This is a genomic window from Mameliella sp. LZ-28 (assembly GCF_012274245.1).
Classification (GTDB): domain Bacteria; phylum Pseudomonadota; class Alphaproteobacteria; order Rhodobacterales; family Rhodobacteraceae; genus Antarctobacter; species Antarctobacter albus.
Genome location: NZ_JAANYX010000033.1, coordinates 369,072 through 390,670, shown reverse-complemented (window position 1 = coordinate 390,670; position 21,599 = coordinate 369,072). Strand labels below are relative to the sequence as shown.

Below are 21,599 nucleotides of genomic sequence, written 5' to 3'. Positions count from 1 at the left end.
CCCGGCTCAGTTCATGTAGGTTCCGCCATTGGCGTTGATCGTCTCTCCGGTGATGAAGCCCGAGGCATCGGAGGCGATAAAGGCGACGATCTCGGCGATCTCTTCGGGTGTGCCCAGGCGGCCCAGTGGCACCCGCGCCGTGACGGTCTTGCGGTACTCCGCACTCCACTGGTCGGACATATCGGTTTCAACCGGACCGGGGCAGACCGCGTTCACCCGGATACCATTCGGCGCCATTTCCTGCGCCAGGTGCATGGTCAGGTAATTGACCGCCGCCTTGGAGGCGCCATAGGCCGGGGCGGCGTTGCGATGTGGCGTCTTGGCGGTGGTAGAGCTGACGTTGACGATGCTGCCGTGCCCCTGTGCGATCATCGTCGGCAGGACCGCGCGGCAGAAATGCAGCGTTCCGTTCAGGTTCACGTCCATGACCCGCTGCCAGTCGTCCAGCGGCATTTCCAGCGTGGAGGACCGGGTGTTGATCCCGGCGTTATTCACCAGCACGTCGATCCGTCCGAACCGAGCCAAAGTGGCTTCGACGGCGCGGCTCGCCGTTTTTGGGTCAGCCACATCACCGGCAAGGATCGCTGCCTGTGCGCCGTATGCGGTGACCTCCTGGGCTAGCTCTTCCAGCTTGGCGGTATCGGTGCCATGTAACAGAACATTCATGCCTGCCCGGGCCAGTCTCAGGGCAGAGGCCCGCCCGATGCCCCGGCTGGCGCCGGTGATGAGTGCCACGTCTGTCATGGCCTGCCTCCCCAGCCGTGCCGATCACCGGAGCGTATCGGCCCGGTGACCGGGGGCAAGGCCCAAAGCCCGCGCGGCGCCTGTGGCGCGCGGGTTGGGGTATTTTTGCCAAGAAGAAGCCCGGGGCCGCCTCAGAGGCTCAGCAGGCGCTTGGCGTTTTCCTTGAGGATCAGTGGACGCACTTCGTCGCGGATGTCCAGCTCCTCGAAATCCTTCAGCCAGCGATCCGGCGTGATGGCGGGCCAGTCCGAGCCGAAGAGCATCTTTTTCTTCAGGATCGTGTTGGCGTATTGCACGAAGATCTTCGGGAAATACTTGGGCGACCAGCCGGACATGTCGATGTAGACGTTGGGCTTGTGCTGGGCGACCATCAGGCCCTCTTCGGTCCAGGGGAACGAGGGATGCGCCAGCACGATGGGCGTGTCCGGGAAATCCACCGCCACGTCGTCGACATGCACCGGGTTCGAATATTTCAGCCGCATCCCCATGCCGCCGCGCATCCCCGATCCGACGCCGGTCTGGCCGGTGTGGAACAGCATGACCGCGCCTTCCTCGGCAATCGCCTCGTACAGGGGATAGGCCCAGCGTTCGTTGGGGTAGAAGCCCTGCATCGTCGGGTGGAACTTGAACCCCTTGACGCCGAACTCCTTGACCAGGCGGCGCGCCTCGCGGGCGCCGGCCTTGCCCTTGGAGGGGTCGATGCTGGCAAAGGGGATCAGGATGTCGTCGTTCTCGGCGGCGATCTGGGCCACTTCCTCGTTCGAGTAGCGGCGGAAGCCGGTCTCACGTTCGGCATCGACGGGAAAGATCACCGCGCCGATCTTGCGTTCGCGGAAATACTCGGCCGTCTGCTGGACCGAGGGCAGCATGCCGGAGGCGCCCGCCGGGTTCTTGAAATACCTGGCCATGCCGGCCTGGAACTCGTCATAACCGTCGTCGCGGGGGCCACAGCAGGGTTCCTCGGCATGGGTGTGGATGTCGATGGCAACCAGGTCGTCAACGTTCATCATGGTCTCTCTCCTATGCCTTCGGTCAGCTGGTGGGCGCCTGCACCTTGGCGGCGCGCTTTTCCAGGAAGTCCTTGAGGCGCTGCTTGGCCTCGGGCGTCATGGTGGCCAGCGAGGCGACCATCGCCTCTGTGAAGAGCCCGTCGTCGGCGGACATGTCCGCGATGCGGGGCAGGGCGTTGAGGATGGCGTAATTGGTGAACTCGGCGTTTTCCGCCATGCGGTGCGCGATCTCACGCGCGCGGGTCAGGGCCGTGCCGTCCTCGACGACGTAGGACACGCCGCCCCAGCGTTCCATGTCACTGGCCGAAACCGACCGCCCGGTCAGCATCATGTCGCCCATCCGCGCCGGGCCGATCAGACGCGAGATGCGGACAGAACCGCCGCCGCCGACGAAGATGCCGCGCGTCCCCTCGGGCAGGGCGAAAAAGGCGCTTTCCTCGGCCACGCGGATATGGGTGCTGGAGGCCAGCTCGAACCCGCCGCCGACGGCCGCGCCGGTGATGGCGGCGACGAAGGGGATCTCGCCCAGTTCGATGCTCTCAAAGGTGCGGTGCCAGAGGCGCGACCCCTTGACCGCCTCGAACAGCGGTTTCTCGGAATGCTCGGCCAGGTCCAGCCCGGCGCTGAAGTTCTTGCCGTGACCGTGGATCACGCCTGCGCGGGCCTCGGTGGTGGCGCGGGCCACGGCCTGGCCCAGCGCGATCACGAAACGGTCGGAGAGCGCATTGCGCTTGTCCGGGCGGTTCAGCCCGATGACGGCGATGTCGCCGTCCAGTTCATAGGTGATCAGGCCGTCGCCCATCGTTTCCGGTTGTGCCGTCATGTCGGAAAACTCCTCCCCAGGGTGCCGCGCTGGCGGTAAATTCGTTTCCAAGTAAACAATTTCCACCGCCGGAGTCAATCGGGCTTGCGCCTTGGGCTGTTGGCATAACCGCTTTTCCTTGCGGGGCTTCTGGTATACCAAAACGCGCAAGACGCGGGCATCATCCGCCCGACGGGAGGAACCATGACCGAATTGAAACTTGCCGCGGGCATGTCGCGGCTGGGCACTGAATCCGCCTTTGTCGTGCTGGCGCGGGCCGGAAAGCTGGCCGCCGAGGGGCGCGACATCATCAACCTGGGCATCGGGCAGCCGGATTTCGCCACGCCCGAGCACATCGTCGAGGCCGGGATCAAGGCGCTGCGCGACGGCCATCACGGCTATACGCCGGCCAATGGCATTCCCGCCCTGCGCGAGGCGGTGGCCGCCGACCTGCACCGCCGCCACGGGGCAGAGGTGAACCCCGACAACGTGGTTGTGGTGCCGGGTGGCAAGCCGACCATGTTCTTTGCCGTCCTCATGTTCGGCGAACCGGGGGCGGAGATCATGTACCCGAACCCGGGATTTCCGATCTACGAAAGCGTCATCAAGTATTCCGGCGCCACGCCGGTTCCCATCGCGCTGAAAGAGGAAAACGATTTCGCCTTTTCCGCCGAGGAGGTGCTGGGCCAGATCACCGACAAGACGCGGCTGATCATCATCAACTCGCCCGCCAACCCGACCGGCGGCGTGACGCCCAAGGAAGAGATCGACAAGCTGGTGGCCGGTCTGGCTGACCATCCGCATGTGGCGCTGATGTCGGACGAGATCTATTCCAACATGCTCTATGGCGGGCGTCAGCATGTGTCCTTGCTGAACTATCCCGAGATCCGTGACCGGCTGATCATGCTGGATGGCTGGTCAAAGACCTATGCCATGACCGGCTGGCGCATCGGCTACGCGGTCTGGCCGGATGCGCTGGTGGATCACGCCACGCGGCTGTGCATCAACGACCATTCCTGCGTGAACGCTGCGACGCAATACGCGGGGATCGCCGCGCTGGAAGGGCCGCAGGACGCGGTGCGCGAGATGGTCGCCGCCTTCGACGCGCGGCGCGAGGTGATCGTGCGAGAGCTCAACGCGCTGCCCGGCGTGCGCTGTGCCGATGCGGCGGGGGCCTTCTATGCCTTCCCGAATGTCGAGGGCACGGGGTTGACCTCGAAAGAGGCCGAGACACGCTTTCTCGAAGAGGCGGGCGTGGCCACGGTGGCCGGCACATCGTTCGGCGCCTGGGGAGAGGGCTATCTGCGCTTTTCCTACGCCAATTCGACCGAGAACATCCTGGAGGCGCTGGCGCGCATCCGCAAACTTCTGTGACGAAAGGCCAATGCCATGAGCGATACGCAACTGCTGATCTGCGGAAAAAGCTTCAAGCAAGACGAGCGTGACCGGCTGAGCACGGCCTATCCGGCGGTCTTCGTCGACGGGCCGGGCGACATGGCGGGGCTGGATTCGACCCTGCGCGCCAGCATCCGCGCGGTGGCCTACAAGGGGCATGCGCCCTTCGGGGCCGAGCAGATGGACCTGTTCCCGCAACTGGGCGTGATCGCCAATTACGGTGTCGGCTATGATGCCATCGACGTCGAGGCCGCCAGCGCCCGCAGCATCGCGGTGACCAACACGCCGGACGTTCTGTCGGACGACGTGGCCGACCTGGCGGTTGGGCTGATGATCGCCCAGGCGCGGACGATGATCCGGGGCCATGCGCATGTCGCCTCGCAGCGCTGGGCGAAGGAAGGAGAGATCCCGCTCAACCGCAAGGTGTCCGGCTCGAGTGTGGGGATCGTGGGTCTGGGCCGTATCGGGCGCGAGATTGCGGACCGTCTGGCGGCCTTCAAATGCGAGATCCACTATTCCTCGCGCTCCGAGAAGGAGACACCGGGCTGGACCTATCACCCGGACGTGGTGTCGCTGGCGCAAGCGGTGGATTTCCTGGTGATCGCGCTGGTCGGCGGGGCCGAGACCAAGGGTCATGTGACCCGCGAGGCGATCCAGGCGCTGGGACCGCGCGGCGTGGTCATCAACATCTCGCGCGGGACGACCGTGGACGAGGGCGCGTTGCTGGATGCGCTTGAAGCGGGCGAGATCGCCGGGGCGGGGCTGGACGTCTACGAGAACGAGCCCAATATCGACCCGCGCTTCCTGAAGCTGGACAATGTGGTGTTGCAGCCGCACCAGGGGTCGGGGAGCGTCGAGACGCGGACCGCGATGGCGGAACTGCAACTGGCCAACGTGGCAGCCTTCCTCAAGGGTGAACCGCTGGTGACGCCGGTCAACTGAGGGCGTTCGGAGGGGTGGGTTGAAACAACCCACCCTACGGTGACGGATCCGCCGGGTCTCACATGACCTCGGTCAAGGCAGCGGGTCGCCTGTTGCGCCATCTTGCGCGCAACAGGAGGGACGCCCATGAAAATGCTCATCGCCTATGCCTCGACAGAGGGGCAGACCCGCAGGATCGCCCGGTTTCTCATGGACCGGCTGGCCGATCAGGGACATTCGGTCGAGCTGTTGCCCGTTACTGAGGCCGGGGACATCGATCTGGCCCGGTTCGACCGGGTGATCCTGGCGGCCTCGGTCCACCTCGGGCAATACCAGAAGGACATGGGCGAATTCGCGGCCAGGCATGGGGCCGCGCTGGACCGGTTGCCGGTGCTCTTCGTCTCTGTCTCGCTGGCCGCTGCCGGGCATGACGCCGAGGAATGGGCCGACCTCGACCGGATCGTGTCGGATTTCGCGCAGGCGACCGACTGGCACCCGAAGAAGGTGGTGCAAGTGGCGGGCGCCTACCGGCCTTCGGAGTACGACATCTTTCGCCGTTTCGTCATGCGCCGCATCGTGGCGGCCAAGGATCCGCAGGCCGACCCGGACAAGGATCACGAATACACAGACTGGCAGGCGCTGGGCGCGGCCCTGGATGACTGGCTGTCCGCCAAGGGCTGACACCCAGGGGGCAGAATCGGTTAGGCTTGCCCCTAGGAACCCGCGCAAGGCGGGGGCACAAGGGGAGGAAGACCATGACACAGCGCAGCACCGAGGGCCGGGGGCGCCGCTACGACAGCGTGCTCGACACGATCGGAAACACACCCGCGATCCGCATCAACCGCATCGCGCCGGACCACGTCACGGTCTATGTCAAGTTCGAGTCCTTCAACCCGGCGGGCTCGGTCAAGGACCGTCTGGCCATCGGGATCATCGAACAGGCCGAACGGGATGGCACGCTGAAACCGGGGCAAACCGTGGTCGAGGCGACCAGCGGCAATACCGGGATCGGGCTGGCGATGGTCTGTGCCGCCAAGGGCTATCCGCTGGTGGTGACGATGGCCGAGAGTTTCTCGGTCGAACGGCGCCGTTTGATGCGGTTCCTGGGGGCCAAGGTGGTGTTGACGCCCAAGGCGCTGAAGGGCTTTGGCATGTATTCCAAGGCCAAGGAACTGGCCGAGACGAACGGCTGGTTCCTGGCCAGCCAGTTCGAGACCGCAGCCAATGCAGACATCCACGCCAGCACCACCGGGCGCGAGATCATGGCCGATTTCGACGGCGAGCGGCTGGATTACTTCGTCACCGGTTACGGCACCGGGGGCACGGTGACCGGCGTGGCCCGTGTGCTGCGCGCGGAACGCCCGGACACCAAGATCATCCTCAGCGAACCGGCGAATGCGGCGATTGTCGGGTCTGGCTATACGAACACCCGCAACGAGGCGCATCAGCCCACCGAGAGCCACCCGAATTTCGAACCGCACCCCATCCAGGGCTGGACCCCGGATTTCATCCCTTGGGTGCTGCAGGAAAGCATCGACAAGGGGTATTACGATGACCTGGTGCCGGTGCCGGGACCCGATGGCATCGCCTGGTCGCGGCGGCTGGCCGCGGAAGAGGGGATCTTTACCGGCATTTCCGGCGGGGCCAGCTTTGCCGTGGCGATGAAGGCGGCAGAAAGCGCGCCGGAAGGCTCTGTCATGCTGGTCATGCTGCCGGACACAGGCGAACGCTATTTGTCGACGCCGCTGTTCGAAGGGCTGCCGGAGGACATGACCGAAGAAGAAATGGCGATCTCGCTGTCGACCCCCACGGCGCAGATGGCCGCGGAATAGCAACGTGGTGCGCGCCCCGGGCATGACCCGGGGCGCCCGGATTCCGCAGGGGCGCGGCGTGGGCTCGTCGGCGGATTGTCGCGGATGTCGGTCAAAAGGCGCGCTGAGGCCAAGACCCTGGCGCGGTCAGTCCAAGACTGCCGCGCGACCGCAGGATTAAGATCTGGGAACCAATTCACTGTTCCCAGGAGCATTCATGCAACGATTTTCGACACTTGCAGCCGCAGCCCTGATCTGTTTCTCGGCTCCGGCCTTCGCAGAGGACGCCCCCGAGAAGTGCTGGCAGTCGGCGGTCAGTACCATCCTGTCCAATGACAACGACAATCACACCGGATACGCGACCTGTCTTGCCTCCTGCGAGGCGGACGAGGCCTGCGCGGCCTGGAATTTCCGCCCCCACAGCTTTGACTCTTCGATGGCCGGGCACTGCCAGTTGCTGGGCGATGTCTACAAGACCGAAGCCTCAGACCGCGCCTTTTGCGGCAAGATCGCACGCTGAACCGAGAGGAAACCGACCATGTTCCGCACGCTTTTCCTGATGGCCACGGTCTGCATGACCGCTGTGCCGGCCCTGGCCGAGGACTACGAGCACTGCAAGCTATTGCCCGGGTCCACCTCTGCCGTGTTCAACTATGAGCAGGTCGGCCCCGCCGCCTGCGAGCAGCTTTGCCGCGATACCGAGGGCTGCATCGCCTGGTCCTACACGCCGCACAACTTCAATCCGAAGTCGGCGCCCGGCGAGTGCCGGACCCTTGCGGACGTTTCGGATGACGAAGGCAGCGATCGCGACTACTGCGGTTTCCTGGATCCGGATGCCAATATCTGAAACGCGGCGCAGCCGATGCCGTGTTAACCTAGCGTCATGACGGAGATTCGGTCCGATACGAAGCTGGCCGGGGCGCCGCCTGTGCGGTTCTCGGCCAGTCACCTGCCGCCCGCGCACCGGATGGAAATCTGGCGCGAGGTCTTTGGCCGCGAGGTGATCCGGCTGGACATGGCGCCGCTGGAGGACGGCCCGATCTTTCATGACGCGGTGTTCCGGGATTTCGGCTCGGCCGCGCTTGGTCTGGGCGTCGTTTCCTCGATCAGTTGCGAGCGGACACCCGAACTCTTGGGCGATGGCAACAACGATATCATCCTGTTGATCCCGATCGAAGGCACCGTCAGCCTGCAACAGCGTGGGGCAGAGCTGGTGGCCCGGTCCGGTGATGTGCTGGTGCGGCGGTCCGACGATGCGGGCCGCACCCTGTCCAGCAGCGGCCGTTACATGACCGTCACCCTGCCGGCCCGAGCGATGGAATGCCGGGTGGCCGACATCGACCGGCTGACCATGACCGTGCTGCCCCGTGGAACCAACGGGCTGAGCCTTTTGACCGGCTATGTCCGGATGCTGATGGCAGAGGACCGGATCGATCCCGCGACGCTGGAGATGATCAGCCTGCATATCGCGGACCTGGCCGGCTGTGCCATCGGTGCCCGCCGCGATGACTGGCATATTGCCAACCAGCGCGGCCTGGCGGCCGCCCGCCTGCGCCAGATCCATGCGGCGATCCGGTTCGGCGCGGCGAACGAGGGGTTCGGCATCGCCGAGGTGGCAGGCGCCATGCGCGTGACGCCGAGCTATATCCGCAAGCTGCTGGCCAGCGAGGGCGATACTTTCACCGCGCTTGTGCTGGCGCGCCGCCTTGACCTGGCGTTCGAAGCCCTGTCGGACCCGGCCCGGGACGCCGTCCCGATCAGCCGCATCGCGCTGGAGGCCGGGTTCGGGGATGTGTCCTATTTCAACCGGGCCTTCAGGAAACACTATGACGCCACGCCGCGCGACATCCGCGCGGCGCGCAAGGGGTAGCGGTCCGGGCGATCAGATGGACCCGGCCTCGACCATGTAGTTCGACGCGGTGCACATCGCGCTGTCGTCGGAGGCCAGGAACAGCGCCATCCGTGCCAGGTAGACCGGCTCGATCAGGTCCGGCAGGCATTGCCGCTGACGGTGCTTGTCGATGGCCTCGGCCGTGACCCAGAGTTCTTTCTGCCGTTCGGTCATGATCCAGCCGGGCACGATGGCGTTGACGCGGATGTTGTGCTCGCCGAGGTCGCGGGCCATCGTCCGGGTCAGCCCGTGCACGGCGGATTTCGCGGTGGTGTAGGCGGGCATTCCGCCACCCGCTTCCCACCAGCTGTTCGATCCCATGTTGATGATCGAGCCGCCGCCGGCCTCGATCATGCCGGGCGCGACGGCCTGGATGGCAAAGAACTGGTGGCGGATGTTGGTGGCCATGCGCTCGTCCCAGTATTCGGGGGTCACGTCCTGCCATGTATGGCGGTCGTCGCGGGCGGCGTTGTTGACCAGCACCGTGGCGGCGCCCAGTTTGTCGGCGAGACGGGCAAAGCTGGCCTTGAGCTGGTCTATCTCGCGCAGGTCGCAAAAGTCGAAGATGACCTCTCCGTCGGTCTCGGCGGCGAGTTTTTCGCCGGCCTCGCGGTCGAAATCGACAAAGCCGGTGCGGGCGCCCTGCGCGGCGAAGGCGCGGACCATCTCGGAGCCGATGCCCGAGGCGCCACCGGTGATGAAGACGGTCTTGCCCTTGAGGCTGGGATAGATCGCGAAATCTGGCATGTTGTTCTCCGTGGTTGGCGGGGAAGGGGGCGTTGCCCCCTCTGCGCGTTCCGCGCATTCACCCCCAAGGTATTTTTCAAACCAAAGAAACCCGGGGCCTGTTTCAGGCGGGCAGGTCGTCTTCGAGGAAGTAGCGGATGTTGTCCTCGAAGCTGGTGTCCGGTTCGAGACCGAGGCGCGCGGCCTTTTGCGGGCGGATGTCGTTGCGCCAGCCCTTGAGGATGCCCGCGATCTCGGGCTGGGGCTCCCAGGTGATGAGTCTGGCGGGTTCCGGTCCTGCAACGGCGGTCATGGCGTCGATCATCTGGCGTATGGTCCAGACCTGGCCGGGCATGGTCATGCAGTGGTTCATTCCCAGGTCCTCGCGCGGGATTTCGGCGCCCTTGACCAGGTTTTCCACGCATTTGCGGGGGCTGAGGTAGAAATGGTGGAAATCCATATCCACCGGGCAGTTGGCGGCCTGGCCCTGCAGTGGTTCGCGAAAGATCGAGGACATGAAGCCCGAGGCGGCGCGGTTCGGTTTGCCGGGGCGGACCGTGATTGTCGGCAGGCGAAAGCCGCGCCCGTCGATGAAGCCGCGCCGGGAGTAGTCGTTCAACAGCAGTTCCCCGATGGCCTTTTGCGTGCCGTAGCTGATCTGTGGGTTGAGGAAGCTGTCGTCGGTGAAGGGCTGGGGCACCTCGCCGCCGTAGACGGCGATGGAGGAGGTGAAGACCACCACCGGCTGTGTCCCCAGCGCGCGGGCGCGTTCCAGCACGTTGAGATGGCCGTGCAGGTTGACCTTGTAGCCGAAGTCGAAATCCTCTTCGGCATGGGCCGAGACGACCGCTGCCAGCAGGTAGATCACGTCGGTGTCCGGCGCGATGGCTTCGGCGGCGGAAACGGGATCGGTGATGTCGGCCTTCTGGTACGCGACCTCGAAGGGGGCGTCGATTTCGGCGGGGGTGACGACATCGGCCAGGGTCAGGCGGGTGACGGGCTTGCCGCGCAGCGTGCCACGCTTTGCCAGCAGGCGGGCGAGTTTCTGGCCGACGAGACCGGCGCCGCCGATGATGAGGATGTTCATGGGGTCTCTCCTTGGTCGAAGATCTGCGGCGCCAGCGCGCCGGGGTGCTGGATGACCTCTGCCGCCAGATGGGCGGCGCGGGACATGGCGGTGCCGAGGCTGGCGCCGGTGGCGCGCGCGGCCAGGAACCCGGCGCCGAAACTGTCGCCCGCCGCCGTGCTGTCGGTGATTTTCGTCACCTCGGGCGGGGTGGTGGTGACGCTTCCGTCCGCCTCGGACCAGCCGTGGCAGGGCGCCTCGCCGTTCTTGATCACCACGCAACTGGCCCCGGCGGCACGATAGCGTTGCAGCGTGTCCTCGGGCGTGGCGTCCTGGAAGGCCAGTTGTTCCTCGTCGAAACTGGGCAGCACGGTATCCGAGACGGCAGCGCCCATGAGCAGGCCCGAGCGCATCGCCTCGGCGCTTTCCCACAGACGCGGGCGCAGGTTGGTGTCAAAGGCGATATGGGCGCCCGCCGCCCGCGCCCGTCCCAGCGCGGCGCAAAGCGTCCTGCGGGCCTCGGGTGCGAGGATGGCCAGGGTGATCCCCGAGAACTGGATCACGTCGCGTTCGGCCATGACCTCGTCCAGCCAGGCGGGATCATCGGCGAGCGTCTTGGCCGCGGACTGGCCGCGCCAGTAGGAAAAGCTGCGTTCGCCGTCGCGGGTCTGGATCATGTAGAGGCCCGGCGTCCGGGTCGGGTGGCGGCGGATGGCGTCGTTGGAAATACCCTGCGCGCCGATGAACCGGGCCAGGTCATCCGACATGGCGTCCTCTCCCAGCACGGTGCCATAGCTGACGGTCCATGTGGCGGGCAGAAGGCGGCGCGCGTACCAGGCCGTGTTGAAAGTGTCGCCGGCATAGCCCAGCCGGAACAGGCCGGGGTTTTGCGGCGCCGGGGCCATTTCGACCATGATTTCGCCAAGGGAAAGAAAGCGTGTCATTCGGCGGCCCTTGCCTGCGGTTGGGCGGGCAAAAGCTTGCCCGGGTTGAGGATGCCCCTGGGATCGAAGGCCTGCTTGATGGCCTGCATATAGGCCAGCGCCGCGCCGTGTTCGGCATCCATGAACGATTGCTTGCCGATGCCGATGCCATGTTCGCCCGACACGGTGCCGCCCAGCCGCAGGGCGGTTTCGCCAAGGGCATGGGTGAACTCATGCGCGCGGGCCATTTCATCCGGGTCATTGGGATCGACCGACAGGCCGGCGTGGAAATTGCCGTCGCCGACGTGGCCGACGATGGTGGCGGTCAGGCCGAGGCGGGTGGCATCGGCCTGGCTTTGCGCAACGGCCTCGGCCAGGTGAGAGATCGGCACGCAGACATCCGTGGGCCAGATGTGTTTGCCGCGGCCCAGGGCGGCAGAGGCGTAATGCGCGTTGTGACGCATGGCCCAGAGCGCGTTGCGGTCCTCTGTCGTGGTGGCGGTCTGCCAGCCCTCGGCACCGAAATCGGCCGCGATCTCCTCGAAACTTGCCATCTGTTCGGCGACCGCCTGCGGCGCGCCGTGGAATTCCAGGAACAGGTGCGGTTTCTCCGGCAGGCCCGCATCGGCATAGGCGTTGAAGCCGCGCACCATCATGTGGTCCAAGAGCTCGATCCGGGCCATCGGGATGCCGCACTGAATGGTGGTGATGACGCATTGCACCGCCTGTTCCACGTTCTCGAAACGGCAGGTGGCGGCGGTCACGGTCTCTGGCGTCCCGTGCAGGCGCAGGGTCAGTTCGGTGAGGATGCCGAGTGTCCCCTCGGAGCCGATCAGCAGGTGCGTGAGGTCATAACCGGTCGAGGATTTCCGCGCGCGCGACCCCGAGCGGATCACCGTGCCGTCGGCCATGACCGCCTCGATCGCCAGAATATTGTCGCGGATCGTGCCATAGCGGACGGCGGTAGTGCCAGAGGCGCGGGTGGCCGCCATGCCGCCGATGCTGGCATCCGCGCCGGGATCGACCGAGAAGAAGAGGCCGGTGGCACGCAGCTCTTCGTTCAGGGCCTTGCGGGTCAGGCCGGGCTGCACGGTGCAGGTCAGGTCCTCGGGGTCGACCGCCAGAACGCGGTTCATCCGGCCCATGTCCAGGCTGATGCCGCCGTGCAGGGCCAGGTGCTGGCCCTCCAGCGAACTGGCGGCGCCATAGGCGGTGACCGGGCAGTCCTCTGCGTGGCAGATCTGCAGAATCTGCGAGACTTCCTCGGTTGTCTCCGGGTAGGCCACCGCGTCGGGCGGCGTATTGGGGTAATAGGTCTCGTTCTGGCCGTGCAGCGTGCATTCGGCGTTCGAGGTGCTCAGCCGGTCTCCCAGCAGCTCCTGCAGCCTGGCGATGGCGGTTTCATGGGGCATTGGCAGCGTCTCCGGCGGCGAAGATGGCAAGAACCACGACCGCCAGCATCGAGGCGGCCATGACGTAGTTGATCCGGCGCTGGTCCCTGTCGGACAGGTTCAGCCGGTGCAGCGTGGCCCCGGCCAGAAGCCAGCCCAGGTGGATCGGTATCCAGATCGTATTGACGATGAGCAGCTTGGTCACTGTCTCGAACATGATGTTGTCGGGCGCGTAGGGAAAGCCCGCAAAAAGCGTGGTGTTGACGGCGTAGGCCTTGGGGTTGATCGCCTGCAAGAGGATGCCGGCCATCACGGCCGGGGGCGCCTTGGCCTCGATGAAGGCGATCTTGCTGCCGGCAAAGGCGATGCGCGCCGCGAGGTAAAGCAGGTAGGCGATCGAGGCCACCATCAGCACAGTGCGCACCACCGGCACCGACAGCACGACGGCGGCGACGCCGGAAATCACGGCAAGCGCCACGAGGTTGGTGCCGATGAAAAGCCCCAGCACATAGGCCAGCCCGGGACGGAACCCGTAGGCGGCGCCCAGCCCGGCGGTCGACAACACCCCGGGACCCGGCGTGATGATCAGGAAAAGGACGGCCAGCGCAAAGGTCAGCATGGGGCAGGCGCCCGTGTCGCTGTCATGTTCTCCTCCTGATCCGGCTGATGTCCGGCCTGCTTGCGTGGCGGCCGGTTTGGTATACCATCTGCAATCAAACCAGCCGGGGCGGGAATGTCAACGGCGTGCGGGACGGCGGGAGGCCGTTTGCGGCCAGGTGCCGCCTTGCCCCGTGCGCCGACTCGCCCCGGCGCGCTCAAAAAGGGGAGGAAGCGCATGTCTGACAAGGTCAAGGTCGGGTTCATCGGGGTGGGTCTCATGGGCCACGGGATGGCGAAGAACCTGCTGGAAAAGGGCCACCCGTTGGTCGTCAAGGGCAACCGCAACCGTGCCCCGGTCGAGGACCTGGTGGCGCGCGGCGCGGTCGAGGTGGCGACCCCGCGCGAGATGGCCGCCGCTTGCGATGTGATTCACATCTGCCTTGGCAACGCGCCGCAGGTCGAAAGCGTCTTTCGCGGCGAGGACGGCATCCTTGCGGGGATGCGCGACGGTCTGATCGTGGTGGAATGTTCCACCTCCGATCCCAACGTGACCCTGGCGCTGGCCGCCGAGCTGGGCGAACGCGGCGGGCACATGGTGGACGCGCCGCTGGGCCGTACCCCCAAGGAGGCCGAGGCCGGCACGCTGGACGCGATGGTCGGCGCCGACCCGGAGGTCTTCCAGCGCATCCTGCCGGTGCTGGATTGCTGGGCCGGCAACATCAACCACGTCGGCCCCGTGGGCGCGGGCCACAAGATGAAGCTGATCATGAACACCATCGCCATGAGCTATGCCGCGCTTTATGCCGAGGTGACCTCTCTGGGCGCCAAAGTCGGCATCCCGCCTGCCACGATCCAGCGGGTCATCGGCTCGTCCCGGCTGGGCAACGGGTTCTTCGACACCTTCATGGACTACGCGGTGAATCGGAACCGCGACGCGCACAAGTTTTCCGTGGCCAATGCGTCGAAGGATGTGCGCTATGCCCTGTCGATGGCGGCAGAGGCGGGGGCGTTGTCGCCGATGGCCTCTGCCACGCGGCAGTATTTCACCCAGATCGAGGCACAGGGCCATGCCGAGGACTACGTGCCCTGGATCGCCGATCACATCGCGCGGATGAACGGGCTGGACCTGGAGGAAGAGGCGAAGAAGGGCCGCGACTAGCCCGTCGCGCGGCGGATCAGCTGGTAGCCCAGGTCGATCCGCGTTCCCTTGATGTCCTCGCCGTCGCAGGCGGCGAGGGTCAGGCGCGCGGCCTCGCGCCCGATGGCCGCACCGTCGATGCGCACGGTCGTCAGGTCCAGCGCGGCGGCCCCCGCCACGTCGATGTCGCCAAAGCCGGTCACCGCCAGGGCGCCGGGCACGTCGATGCCGCGCCGCCGCGCCTCGCAGAGCGCGCCCACCGCCAGCGCATCGCTGACACAGATCACCGCGTCCGTATCGGGCCAGCGTTGCAGGACCTGCGCCAGCCCCTCGGCCCCGTAGTCCGGCCCGCCCTGGTCCTCGCGGGGCGGCACCGAATGGATGCGCGGCGCGTGCCCCTCCAGCGCATCCAGATAGCCTTTCTCGCGCATGTCGGCGCGGGTGTCGCTGGCGCGGTCTGTCCGCAGAAAGACCGGCGCGCGGCGCCCCGAGGCGATCAGGTGGCGGGCCATGTCGCGCCCCGCCTGCCGGTTCGAAAAGCCGACGGCGGCGTGGATCGGCACCTCCGGCAGCTCCCAGAGTTCGATCACCGGCAGGCCGGCGCCGGACAATAGGCGGCGGGTGTCCTCGGTATGGTCGCTGCTGGTCAGGACCAGCGCATCGGGCCGGCGGCCCAGCAGGGTCGAGACCATCAGCGCCTCTTTCTCGGGCTGGTAGCGCGTGCTGCCCAGCAGCAGTTGCAGACCGCCCGCGCTCAGCCCCTCTTCAAGACCCCGGATGGTCGAGGCAAAGACCGGCTGTTCCAGCGTCGAGACCAGCGCCCCAACGACGCGCGAGCGCTGGGAGGACAGCGCGCCGGCGGTCTCGTCTCGAACATATCCCAGCTCCATGACCGCCTTCTGCACCTTTTCCAGCGTGTCGGCGCTGACCTTGGACGGGGTGCGCAGGGCGCGGCTGACGGTGATCTTGCCCACCCCCGCCGCCCGCGCCACGTCGCCCATCGTCACCCATTTGCGGTTCATGTCCGTTCCTTCGTTTGACAGCGCTCAGGATAGGGTGGTATCGATACCACGCAAGTCATGGTATCGATACCATCTGTCGAGCCATCAAGCGTGCAACAGGGGAGGAGACGCGATGCTGAGCCGCGAACAACAGGATTTCTACGCCGAGAACGGCTATCTCAAGGTCGAGCAGGTGGTGACGCCCGAGGAATTGGCAGAGCTGCAATCCGTGACCGACGGGCTGATCGACGCCTCGCGGGGCATCACCGAAAGCGACGAGCGTTTCGACCTCGATACCGGCCATTGCGCCGACACTCCGCGCCTGACCCGGATCAAGCTGCCGCACAAGCAGCACCCCGTTTACGACCGCATCCTGAAACATTCGAAGGTGACGGAGGTGCTGAACGACCTCCTCGGCCCGGACACGGTGCTGAACACCGCCAAGCTGAACTGCAAGGCGCCGGGTGGCGGCGCGGCGGTGGAATGGCACCAGGACTGGGCCTTTTACCCGGCCACCAACGACTCGCTCCTGGCCTTCGGGCTGATGCTGGAGGATGTGACCGAGGACAACGGTCCGCTGCTGGTGATCCCGGGATCACACAAGGGGCCGGTGCTGAGCCATCACGCGGGCGGCGTGTTCTGCGGGGCGATCGACCCGGACGATCCGCTGTTCGAAAAGGACAGGATCGTCACGCTGACCGGCAAGGCGGGGGACATGACGGTGCATCACGTGCGCCTGCTGCACGGCTCGGCGCCCAATGTCTCGGACCGGGCGCGCAAGATCCTGTTCTACGAATGCGCCAGCGCAGATGCCTGGCCGCTGCTGGGCGGGTCGAGCTACATCCATTCGCTCGGACAGCGTAAGTTCTGGGAGGATTTCCAGGACCGGATGATCACCGGCGCGCCGGTCTTCACGCCACGGCTGGCGGATGTGCCGGTGACGCTGCCCTTGCCCCCGGCGCCGGACAATACCTCGATCTTCAAGACCCAGATGAGCGGCGGCGCCAAGAGCGCCTTTGCCTGAGGGTCCTGCGTGCTGAGACACGCGGGGGAGGGGCGTTGCCCCTCTGCGCTTTGCGCATTCACCCCTGGGTATTTGGGCCAAGAAGAAGCTTCAGGCGCGTCCCTGATGTTTCTTCTTGGTCCAAATACCCTCGGGGGAGTCGACCAGAGGGAGACGGGGGCAGCGCCCCCTTACCCGATTTCCACGGCCGAGCCGTCCGCCAGCATCGCCTCGATGTCCAGTGGCGCCTTGAAGCCGTCCTTGACCTTGGCCTCAAGCTCGGACTCGAGCTTCTGAACCTCTTGGACGCGGCCAATGACCTCGTCGATCCGCGCAAAGGGGATCACCACGACGCCGTTGCGGTCGGCGACGATCATGTCGCCGGTGGCGACATGGCAGCCGCCGACGGTCGCGCTTGCCCCCAGGGTGCCGGGACCCGATGTATAGGGCGAATTGGGGTTCAGCCCGGTGCACCAGGCGGGCAGGCCGGCGGCGACGATGCCGGCGTAGTCGCGCATCGGCCCGTCGGTGACGAAACCGGCGGCGCCCGCGTTTTTGAGCATCCCCGAGAGCTGGTCTCCGATGGTGGCGCGGTCCTGGTTGCCGTGGGCCGCATGGACCACAATGTCGCCCGGCGTCAGCAGGTTGACCGCTGCGAGTGTGGCGATGATGTCCGCGGGGCCGCTGTCGGCCACCAGTGCGGGGCCCGCCGCGTGACAGTCGAGGTCACGCCCGAAGCCGATGGGCGCGATGGGTGTTGCCATTGCCCCCATGCCGCCCATCGCGTCGCAGAGGAAGGCGGTCTCGACTCCTTGCAGGGCGGCAATCTGCGCCTCTGTCGGGCGGGGGGCACCCTTGACGATGGTCAGGCGGGGCGGTTCTCCGATCATTGGTCAGTCTCCTTGGCAAGTGGTGTGTCCGGGTCGGGCAGGCGCCAGAGCAGGCGGATATAGGCCAGCCCCGAGGCGGTGGCGGTACAGCGGGCCTTCTGCAGCTGGATTTCTTCGGCGGGCAATTCGCGCAGAAGGGCCAGTTCCTCCATCCGGTCGCATTGCACCAGCGAGGAGAGCAGGTCGTATTTCACCTCGATCCCGGCAAGTGCTGCAATGCGTTCAGGGGCCTTTTCGCCCAGATCCGCCATGCGCGTGGCGATGGCCTCTGACCATTCCTGCCGCGTCTCGGCAAAGCAGAGGCCCGCCACGGCGGGGGTTTCGGTCGAGATTTCAAGGCAGGGCGCGTGCGCAATGTCCACGCAGGCGGTGGGGGCCTTGCCCAGGTCCACCGCCGTCTCGACGCAACTGCGCAGGTTGTCGAGGTCGAGACGCGGCTCAGCCTGCAGGGGGGCTGCCAGCAGCAGCGCGGCCAGCGTCAGGGGCGCCATCCGCTGCGCGGCGGGGCGTGTCGTCATGGTCAAGTCCTCCCGGCCTGGGGGCGGTTTGCGCCCTCTCTTGCCCGGCCTCCCGCCGAGCGGCTTGCATTTGGTATACCAAATTGGAACACTCGCACAAGAGAACAGACCTGCCAGAATCGGCAGGCGTGCCAGGGGAGGAAGGACATGTCAGATACCCGCGCCAACAAGCGCTTCCGATCGCAGGAGTGGTTCGACAATCCCAACAACCCGGGCATGACCGCGCTTTATGTCGAGCGTTACCAGAACCAGGCCTTTACCCGCGAGGAACTGCAGGGTGAAAAGCCGATCATCGGCATCGCCAATACCGGCAGCGATCTGGCGCCCTGCAACAAGATCCACGTCTTCCTGATGGACCGGATCAAGGCGGGCATCCGCGAGGCGGGCGGCATCCCGATGGAGTTTCCTGTCCACCCGATCCAGGAGACCGGCAAGCGGCCCACAGCCGCGCTGGACCGCAACCTGGCCTACCTGAGCCTTGTCGAGGTGCTGCACGGCTATCCCATCGACGGCGTGGTGCTGACCACCGGCTGTGACAAGACCACGCCCGCCATGCTGATGGGCGCGGCGACGGTGGATATTCCCGCCATCGGGCTGAACGGCGGGCCGATGCTGGACGGCTGGTGGAAGGGCAAGCGCGCGGGTTCGGGCACCATTGTCTGGGAAAGCCGCCGCCTGCTGGCCGAGGGCAAGATCGACTACGAGGAATTCATGGGCCGCGTCTGTTCCAGCGCGCCCAGCCTGGGCCATTGCAACACGATGGGCACCGCCAGCACGATGAACGCCATGTCCGAGGCGCTGGGCATGACCCTGACGGGCTCCAGCGCCATTCCCGCGCCCTTCCGCGAGCGTATGGCGATGGCCTATGAGACCGGGCAGCGCATCGTCGAGATGGTCTACGAGGATCTCAAACCCTCGGACATCCTGACCCGCGAAGCCTTCGAGAATGCCATCGTGGTCAACAGCGCCATCGGCGGATCCACCAATGCGCCGCCGCACCTGCAGGCCATCGCGCGCCATGCCGGGGTGGAACTGAACGTCAAGGACTGGGAGACCATCGGCTTTGACGTGCCCTTGCTGGTCAACATGCAGCCTGCGGGCGAATACCTGGGCGAGAGCTTTTTTCGCGCCGGGGGCGTGCCGGCTGTCATGGGTGAACTGATGAGCGCCGGGCGGTTGCACGCCGGGGCGATGACGGCCACGGGCAACAATGTGGGGGTGAACCTAGCCGGGTGTGACAGTCTGGATACCGAAGTGATCAAGCGCTACGACGCGCCGATGCGCACGAATGCCGGGTTCAAGGTGCTTTCGGGCAACCTGTTCGACAGTGCCTTGATGAAGACCAGCGTGATTTCCGAGGACTTCCGCAAGCGTTTCCTGTCGGAACCCGGCAACGAGGGGGTCTTCGAGGCCCGCGCCGTGGTTTTTGAAGGCCCCGAGGATTACCACGACCGGATCAATGACGAGAGTCTTGGCATCGACGAACGCACGGTGCTGTTCATCCGCAACGTGGGCTGCGTCGGCTATCCCGGCTCGGCCGAAGTGGTGAACATGCAGCCGCCCGATGCGCTGATCAAGGCGGGGATCACCCATCTGCCGACGGTGGGGGACGGGCGCCAGTCCGGGACCTCGGAAAGCCCGTCGATCCTGAACGCCTCACCGGAAGCGGTGGTGGGCGGCGGGCTGGCCTTCCTGCAGACGGGTGACCGGGTGCGGCTGGACCTGAATGCCAGCCGCATGGATGCGCTGGTTTCGGACGAGGACTGGGCCGCGCGGCAAGCGGCCTGGGAGGCGCCGGAGATCGTCAGCCAGACGCCCTGGGAAGAGATCTATCGCACCCATGTCGGCCAGCTTGGCGACGGCGGCTGCCTGGAACTGGCGACGGCCTATCAGCGCATCGCCAAGGATCTGCCCCGCGACAATCACTGAACACGGTTCGGGGCGGTGACGCGGGAGGGGGGCTCTGCCCCCCGCCTTCGGCTCCCCCCGGAGGTATATATTTGCCCAAAGAAACATGGGGGAGGGACATATGAGCCAGACAATCATCATCACCGGCGGGGCGCGCGGGATCGGCAAGGCCTGCGCCGAGACCTTCCTGGCGGCGGGCTGGAAAGTCGGGATCGTGGGGCGGACCGAGGCATCGGTGGCCGAGATGGCGGGTAGCCACGAGAACGCGCTGGCGCTGCCCTGCGACGTGGTGGACGAGGCACAGGTGGACGCGGCTTTCGACAAGGCGTTGTCGGAATGGGGCCGGATCGACGCGCTGTTCAACAACGCGGGCGTGTCGGTCATGGGCGGTCCGGTGGACGAGATCAGCGTTGATGACTGGCGACGTTGCATCGAGATCAACCTGACCGGGTCTTTCATCTGTGCGCGCGCGGCCTTTGGCCGGATGCGGGCACAGGACCCGCAGGGCGGGCGGATCATCAACAACGGGTCGGTCTCGGCCCATGTGCCGCGCTGGGGATCGGCGCCCTACACGGCGTCGAAACACGCGATCACCGGGCTGACGCGGTCCCTGTCGCTGGACGGGCGGCCCTACAACATCGCCTGTGGGCAGATCGACATCGGCAACACCTTGACCGACATGGCCGAGAAGATGACCAAGGGCGTGCCGCAGGCCGATGGCTCCATCGCGGTGGAGCCGGTCATGGACGTGTCGAACGTGGCGAAATCGGTGCTGCACATGGCGTCCCTGCCGCTGGAGGCCAACGTGCAGTTCATGACCGTCATGGCAAGCGCGATGCCCTATATCGGGCGGGGCTGAATACTGTCCCGGGCCCATGTTTCTTTGGGCCCGAAATACCTCCGGGGGTCCGGGGGCAGAGCCCCCGGCGCATCTACCGCGTATGCGGCACCGGGCGGCGTACCCTCCCGCGCACCACGCGCTCGCGCTGCCAGATATAGAGACCGGATGCGATGATGATCGCGCCGCCGCCCAGCGTCCAGACCGTCGGCCAGGTGTCGAAGAGCAGGATGCCGGCGACGGCGGCCAGGAAGATCTGGATGTAGATCACCGGCGCCAGGATCGAGGCATCCGCCCAGCGGTGCGCGATCACGGCCGCGATGTGGCCGCTGGCCCCGAAGATGCCGATCAGGCAGAAGGCGATCCAGACCGGTCCCTCGGGCCAGACCCAGCCGCCCAGAACGAAAGGCAGCAGCGCCAGCGCGGCAAAGCCGCTGGACCAGATCTGCTGCGTGGCGTTGCCTTCGATCCCCGCCAGGAGCCGCGTCATGATGAAGTAGAGCGCCGCCATGCTGAGCGCCCCGATGGAGAGGAACATGGCGGGGTGGAAATCGACGCCCCAGGGCTGCATCACCACGATCACGCCGAGGAAACCCACGCAGACGGCGATGATCCGGCGCAGGCCAACCTTTTCGCCAAGGATCGGGATGGCCAGCAGGGTGACGACGATGGGACCGGCAAAGGTAATGGTCGTGGTCACGGTGATCGGCAGGTATTTCAGCGCCGAAAAGTTGAACACGGTGCTGCCCAGCAGGAAGAAGCTGCGCAGGAGTTGGCGCCAGGGCGCATTCGAGACGAAGGCCTGGCGCCCCTCCCGCGCGCCGTAGATCACCACGGCAACCAGGAAATGCCCCGCGTAGCGGGCAAAGACCACCTGCAGCGCGGGCAGCCCCGCCAGCATCAGCCATTTTGCCGTGCTGTCGATAAAGGTGAACCCCAGCACGGCCAGGGCCATCATCAGCACGCCGGCGGCGGTGCGGTCTTCGCGGGGGAGAGCTTCGGACATGGGGAGTACTTGGCGGT

At 66.1% G+C, this 21,599-nt stretch carries 23 protein-coding genes; 11 read left to right on the top strand and 12 right to left on the bottom strand.

Annotation, left to right across the window (positions count from 1 at the left end; all coding sequences use genetic code 11):
• Positions 1 to 6: 6 nt before the first annotated feature.
• The 3 genes from G9Q80_RS19885 to G9Q80_RS19875 all read right to left on the bottom strand — a co-directional run bounded on the left by G9Q80_RS19885 (position 7) and on the right by G9Q80_RS19875 (position 2,577).
• Positions 7 to 744: an SDR family NAD(P)-dependent oxidoreductase gene (locus G9Q80_RS19885; protein ID WP_088715755.1), complete on the bottom strand. Its 738-nt coding sequence runs from the start codon at positions 742 to 744 to the stop codon at positions 7 to 9.
• A 131-nt stretch (positions 745 to 875) separates the two neighbouring features.
• Positions 876 to 1,751 carry an amidohydrolase family protein gene (locus G9Q80_RS19880; RefSeq protein ID WP_069210101.1) on the bottom strand — a complete coding sequence of 292 codons (876 nt, stop codon included), beginning with the start codon at positions 1,749 to 1,751 and terminating at the stop codon, positions 876 to 878.
• A gap of 25 nt (positions 1,752 to 1,776) precedes the next feature.
• Positions 1,777 to 2,577, bottom strand: a complete 801-nt coding sequence (locus tag G9Q80_RS19875; RefSeq protein ID WP_069210009.1) for a crotonase/enoyl-CoA hydratase family protein — start codon at positions 2,575 to 2,577, stop codon at positions 1,777 to 1,779.
• 183 nt (positions 2,578 to 2,760) lie between these two features.
• Here G9Q80_RS19875 and G9Q80_RS19870 point away from each other — a divergent pair, with 183 nt between their 5' ends.
• The 7 genes from G9Q80_RS19870 to G9Q80_RS19840 all read left to right on the top strand — a co-directional run bounded on the left by G9Q80_RS19870 (position 2,761) and on the right by G9Q80_RS19840 (position 8,553).
• Entirely contained in the window at positions 2,761 to 3,930 is a 1,170-nt protein-coding gene (locus tag G9Q80_RS19870) for a pyridoxal phosphate-dependent aminotransferase (RefSeq protein WP_088715756.1), read from the top strand.
• Positions 3,931 to 3,945: 15 nt separating this feature from the next.
• A complete protein-coding gene (locus G9Q80_RS19865) occupies positions 3,946 to 4,893 on the top strand; it encodes a 2-hydroxyacid dehydrogenase (RefSeq protein WP_069210007.1) in 948 nt (315 codons plus the stop codon).
• Positions 4,894 to 5,019: 126 nt separating this feature from the next.
• Positions 5,020 to 5,553 carry a flavodoxin domain-containing protein gene (locus G9Q80_RS19860; protein ID WP_088715757.1) on the top strand — a complete coding sequence of 178 codons (534 nt, stop codon included), beginning with the start codon at positions 5,020 to 5,022 and terminating at the stop codon, positions 5,551 to 5,553.
• 74 nt (positions 5,554 to 5,627) lie between these two features.
• Positions 5,628 to 6,704 (top strand): PLP-dependent cysteine synthase family protein, encoded by a 1,077-nt coding sequence (locus tag G9Q80_RS19855; RefSeq protein ID WP_088715758.1) that lies wholly within the window; start codon positions 5,628 to 5,630, stop codon positions 6,702 to 6,704.
• 196 nt (positions 6,705 to 6,900) lie between these two features.
• A complete protein-coding gene (locus G9Q80_RS19850; protein WP_088715759.1) occupies positions 6,901 to 7,203 on the top strand; it encodes a hypothetical protein in 303 nt (100 codons plus the stop codon).
• A gap of 18 nt (positions 7,204 to 7,221) precedes the next feature.
• Entirely contained in the window at positions 7,222 to 7,530 is a 309-nt protein-coding gene (locus G9Q80_RS19845) for a PAN domain-containing protein (RefSeq protein ID WP_043144011.1), read from the top strand.
• 36 nt (positions 7,531 to 7,566) lie between these two features.
• Positions 7,567 to 8,553, top strand: a complete 987-nt coding sequence (locus G9Q80_RS19840; RefSeq protein WP_052244609.1) for a helix-turn-helix transcriptional regulator — start codon at positions 7,567 to 7,569, stop codon at positions 8,551 to 8,553.
• Positions 8,554 to 8,565: 12 nt separating this feature from the next.
• Here the strand turns inward: G9Q80_RS19840 and G9Q80_RS19835 are convergent, their stop codons facing one another.
• From G9Q80_RS19835 to G9Q80_RS19815, 5 genes are all read right to left on the bottom strand, one after another.
• Positions 8,566 to 9,321, bottom strand: a complete 756-nt coding sequence (locus tag G9Q80_RS19835) for an SDR family NAD(P)-dependent oxidoreductase (RefSeq protein WP_088671689.1) — start codon at positions 9,319 to 9,321, stop codon at positions 8,566 to 8,568.
• Positions 9,322 to 9,424: 103 nt separating this feature from the next.
• Positions 9,425 to 10,387: a D-erythronate dehydrogenase gene (gene denD / locus G9Q80_RS19830; RefSeq protein WP_088715760.1), complete on the bottom strand. Its 963-nt coding sequence runs from the start codon at positions 10,385 to 10,387 to the stop codon at positions 9,425 to 9,427.
• Entirely contained in the window at positions 10,384 to 11,310 is a 927-nt protein-coding gene (locus G9Q80_RS19825; protein ID WP_088715761.1) for a sugar kinase, read from the bottom strand. The genes denD and G9Q80_RS19825 overlap by 4 nt, the downstream gene beginning before the upstream one ends.
• Positions 11,307 to 12,701 carry an FAD-binding oxidoreductase gene (locus G9Q80_RS19820; protein WP_088715762.1) on the bottom strand — a complete coding sequence of 465 codons (1,395 nt, stop codon included), beginning with the start codon at positions 12,699 to 12,701 and terminating at the stop codon, positions 11,307 to 11,309. Before G9Q80_RS19820 ends, G9Q80_RS19825 begins: the two co-directional genes overlap by 4 nt.
• On the bottom strand, positions 12,691 to 13,299 hold the full coding sequence (locus tag G9Q80_RS19815; protein WP_043144025.1) for a LysE family translocator: 609 nt from the start codon (positions 13,297 to 13,299) through the stop codon (positions 12,691 to 12,693). Before G9Q80_RS19815 ends, G9Q80_RS19820 begins: the two co-directional genes overlap by 11 nt.
• A gap of 216 nt (positions 13,300 to 13,515) precedes the next feature.
• Here G9Q80_RS19815 and G9Q80_RS19810 point away from each other — a divergent pair, with 216 nt between their 5' ends.
• Positions 13,516 to 14,439 (top strand): NAD(P)-dependent oxidoreductase, encoded by a 924-nt coding sequence (locus tag G9Q80_RS19810; protein ID WP_088715763.1) that lies wholly within the window; start codon positions 13,516 to 13,518, stop codon positions 14,437 to 14,439.
• On the opposite strand, the gene G9Q80_RS19805 is transcribed toward G9Q80_RS19810, so the two are convergent.
• Positions 14,436 to 15,440: a LacI family DNA-binding transcriptional regulator gene (locus tag G9Q80_RS19805; protein ID WP_088715764.1), complete on the bottom strand. Its 1,005-nt coding sequence runs from the start codon at positions 15,438 to 15,440 to the stop codon at positions 14,436 to 14,438. The two genes, G9Q80_RS19810 and G9Q80_RS19805, sit on opposite strands and share 4 nt — an antisense overlap.
• Positions 15,441 to 15,552: 112 nt before the next feature.
• Between G9Q80_RS19805 and G9Q80_RS19800 the strand changes: the two genes are divergently transcribed.
• Positions 15,553 to 16,443, top strand: coding sequence for a phytanoyl-CoA dioxygenase family protein (locus G9Q80_RS19800; RefSeq protein WP_088715765.1), 891 nt, complete (start codon positions 15,553 to 15,555; stop codon positions 16,441 to 16,443).
• 170 nt (positions 16,444 to 16,613) lie between these two features.
• Here G9Q80_RS19800 and G9Q80_RS19795 read toward each other — a convergent pair whose 3' ends face one another.
• Both G9Q80_RS19795 and G9Q80_RS19790 read right to left on the bottom strand, forming a co-directional pair.
• The gene (locus G9Q80_RS19795) at positions 16,614 to 17,312 is read right to left on the bottom strand and encodes an RraA family protein (protein ID WP_088715766.1); all 699 of its coding nucleotides are present in this window, start codon (positions 17,310 to 17,312) and stop codon (positions 16,614 to 16,616) included.
• Positions 17,309 to 17,830, bottom strand: a complete 522-nt coding sequence (locus G9Q80_RS19790; protein WP_088715767.1) for a hypothetical protein — start codon at positions 17,828 to 17,830, stop codon at positions 17,309 to 17,311. The genes G9Q80_RS19795 and G9Q80_RS19790 overlap by 4 nt, the downstream gene beginning before the upstream one ends.
• A 147-nt stretch (positions 17,831 to 17,977) precedes the next feature.
• Here G9Q80_RS19790 and G9Q80_RS19785 point away from each other — a divergent pair, with 147 nt between their 5' ends.
• Together G9Q80_RS19785 and G9Q80_RS19780 are read left to right on the top strand one after the other, a co-directional pair.
• Positions 17,978 to 19,759: an IlvD/Edd family dehydratase gene (locus tag G9Q80_RS19785; RefSeq protein WP_088715768.1), complete on the top strand. Its 1,782-nt coding sequence runs from the start codon at positions 17,978 to 17,980 to the stop codon at positions 19,757 to 19,759.
• A gap of 100 nt (positions 19,760 to 19,859) precedes the next feature.
• The gene (locus G9Q80_RS19780; protein ID WP_088715769.1) at positions 19,860 to 20,597 is read left to right on the top strand and encodes an SDR family oxidoreductase; all 738 of its coding nucleotides are present in this window, start codon (positions 19,860 to 19,862) and stop codon (positions 20,595 to 20,597) included.
• A gap of 73 nt (positions 20,598 to 20,670) precedes the next feature.
• On the opposite strand, the gene G9Q80_RS19775 is transcribed toward G9Q80_RS19780, so the two are convergent.
• Entirely contained in the window at positions 20,671 to 21,582 is a 912-nt protein-coding gene (locus G9Q80_RS19775; RefSeq protein WP_043144050.1) for a DMT family transporter, read from the bottom strand.
• Positions 21,583 to 21,599 lie beyond the last annotated feature (17 nt).

What these genes read in the sequence shown, in the direction of transcription:
- G9Q80_RS19885 (WP_088715755.1), bottom strand. Translation starts at nt 744, where the DNA reads ATGACAGACGTGGCACTCATCACCGGCGCCAGCCGGGGCATCGGGCGG.
- G9Q80_RS19880 (WP_069210101.1), bottom strand. Translation starts at nt 1,751, where the DNA reads ATGAACGTTGACGACCTGGTTGCCATCGACATCCACACCCATGCCGAG.
- G9Q80_RS19875 (WP_069210009.1), bottom strand. Translation starts at nt 2,577, where the DNA reads ATGACGGCACAACCGGAAACGATGGGCGACGGCCTGATCACCTATGAA.
- G9Q80_RS19870 (WP_088715756.1), top strand. Translation starts at nt 2,761, where the DNA reads ATGACCGAATTGAAACTTGCCGCGGGCATGTCGCGGCTGGGCACTGAA.
- G9Q80_RS19865 (WP_069210007.1), top strand. Translation starts at nt 3,946, where the DNA reads ATGAGCGATACGCAACTGCTGATCTGCGGAAAAAGCTTCAAGCAAGAC.
- G9Q80_RS19860 (WP_088715757.1), top strand. Translation starts at nt 5,020, where the DNA reads ATGAAAATGCTCATCGCCTATGCCTCGACAGAGGGGCAGACCCGCAGG.
- G9Q80_RS19855 (WP_088715758.1), top strand. Translation starts at nt 5,628, where the DNA reads ATGACACAGCGCAGCACCGAGGGCCGGGGGCGCCGCTACGACAGCGTG.
- G9Q80_RS19850 (WP_088715759.1), top strand. Translation starts at nt 6,901, where the DNA reads ATGCAACGATTTTCGACACTTGCAGCCGCAGCCCTGATCTGTTTCTCG.
- G9Q80_RS19845 (WP_043144011.1), top strand. Translation starts at nt 7,222, where the DNA reads ATGTTCCGCACGCTTTTCCTGATGGCCACGGTCTGCATGACCGCTGTG.
- G9Q80_RS19840 (WP_052244609.1), top strand. Translation starts at nt 7,567, where the DNA reads ATGACGGAGATTCGGTCCGATACGAAGCTGGCCGGGGCGCCGCCTGTG.
- G9Q80_RS19835 (WP_088671689.1), bottom strand. Translation starts at nt 9,321, where the DNA reads ATGCCAGATTTCGCGATCTATCCCAGCCTCAAGGGCAAGACCGTCTTC.
- denD (WP_088715760.1), bottom strand. Translation starts at nt 10,387, where the DNA reads ATGAACATCCTCATCATCGGCGGCGCCGGTCTCGTCGGCCAGAAACTC.
- G9Q80_RS19825 (WP_088715761.1), bottom strand. Translation starts at nt 11,310, where the DNA reads ATGACACGCTTTCTTTCCCTTGGCGAAATCATGGTCGAAATGGCCCCG.
- G9Q80_RS19820 (WP_088715762.1), bottom strand. Translation starts at nt 12,701, where the DNA reads ATGCCCCATGAAACCGCCATCGCCAGGCTGCAGGAGCTGCTGGGAGAC.
- G9Q80_RS19815 (WP_043144025.1), bottom strand. Translation starts at nt 13,299, where the DNA reads ATGCTGACCTTTGCGCTGGCCGTCCTTTTCCTGATCATCACGCCGGGT.
- G9Q80_RS19810 (WP_088715763.1), top strand. Translation starts at nt 13,516, where the DNA reads ATGTCTGACAAGGTCAAGGTCGGGTTCATCGGGGTGGGTCTCATGGGC.
- G9Q80_RS19805 (WP_088715764.1), bottom strand. Translation starts at nt 15,440, where the DNA reads ATGAACCGCAAATGGGTGACGATGGGCGACGTGGCGCGGGCGGCGGGG.
- G9Q80_RS19800 (WP_088715765.1), top strand. Translation starts at nt 15,553, where the DNA reads ATGCTGAGCCGCGAACAACAGGATTTCTACGCCGAGAACGGCTATCTC.
- G9Q80_RS19795 (WP_088715766.1), bottom strand. Translation starts at nt 17,312, where the DNA reads ATGATCGGAGAACCGCCCCGCCTGACCATCGTCAAGGGTGCCCCCCGC.
- G9Q80_RS19790 (WP_088715767.1), bottom strand. Translation starts at nt 17,830, where the DNA reads ATGACGACACGCCCCGCCGCGCAGCGGATGGCGCCCCTGACGCTGGCC.
- G9Q80_RS19785 (WP_088715768.1), top strand. Translation starts at nt 17,978, where the DNA reads ATGTCAGATACCCGCGCCAACAAGCGCTTCCGATCGCAGGAGTGGTTC.
- G9Q80_RS19780 (WP_088715769.1), top strand. Translation starts at nt 19,860, where the DNA reads ATGAGCCAGACAATCATCATCACCGGCGGGGCGCGCGGGATCGGCAAG.
- G9Q80_RS19775 (WP_043144050.1), bottom strand. Translation starts at nt 21,582, where the DNA reads ATGTCCGAAGCTCTCCCCCGCGAAGACCGCACCGCCGCCGGCGTGCTG.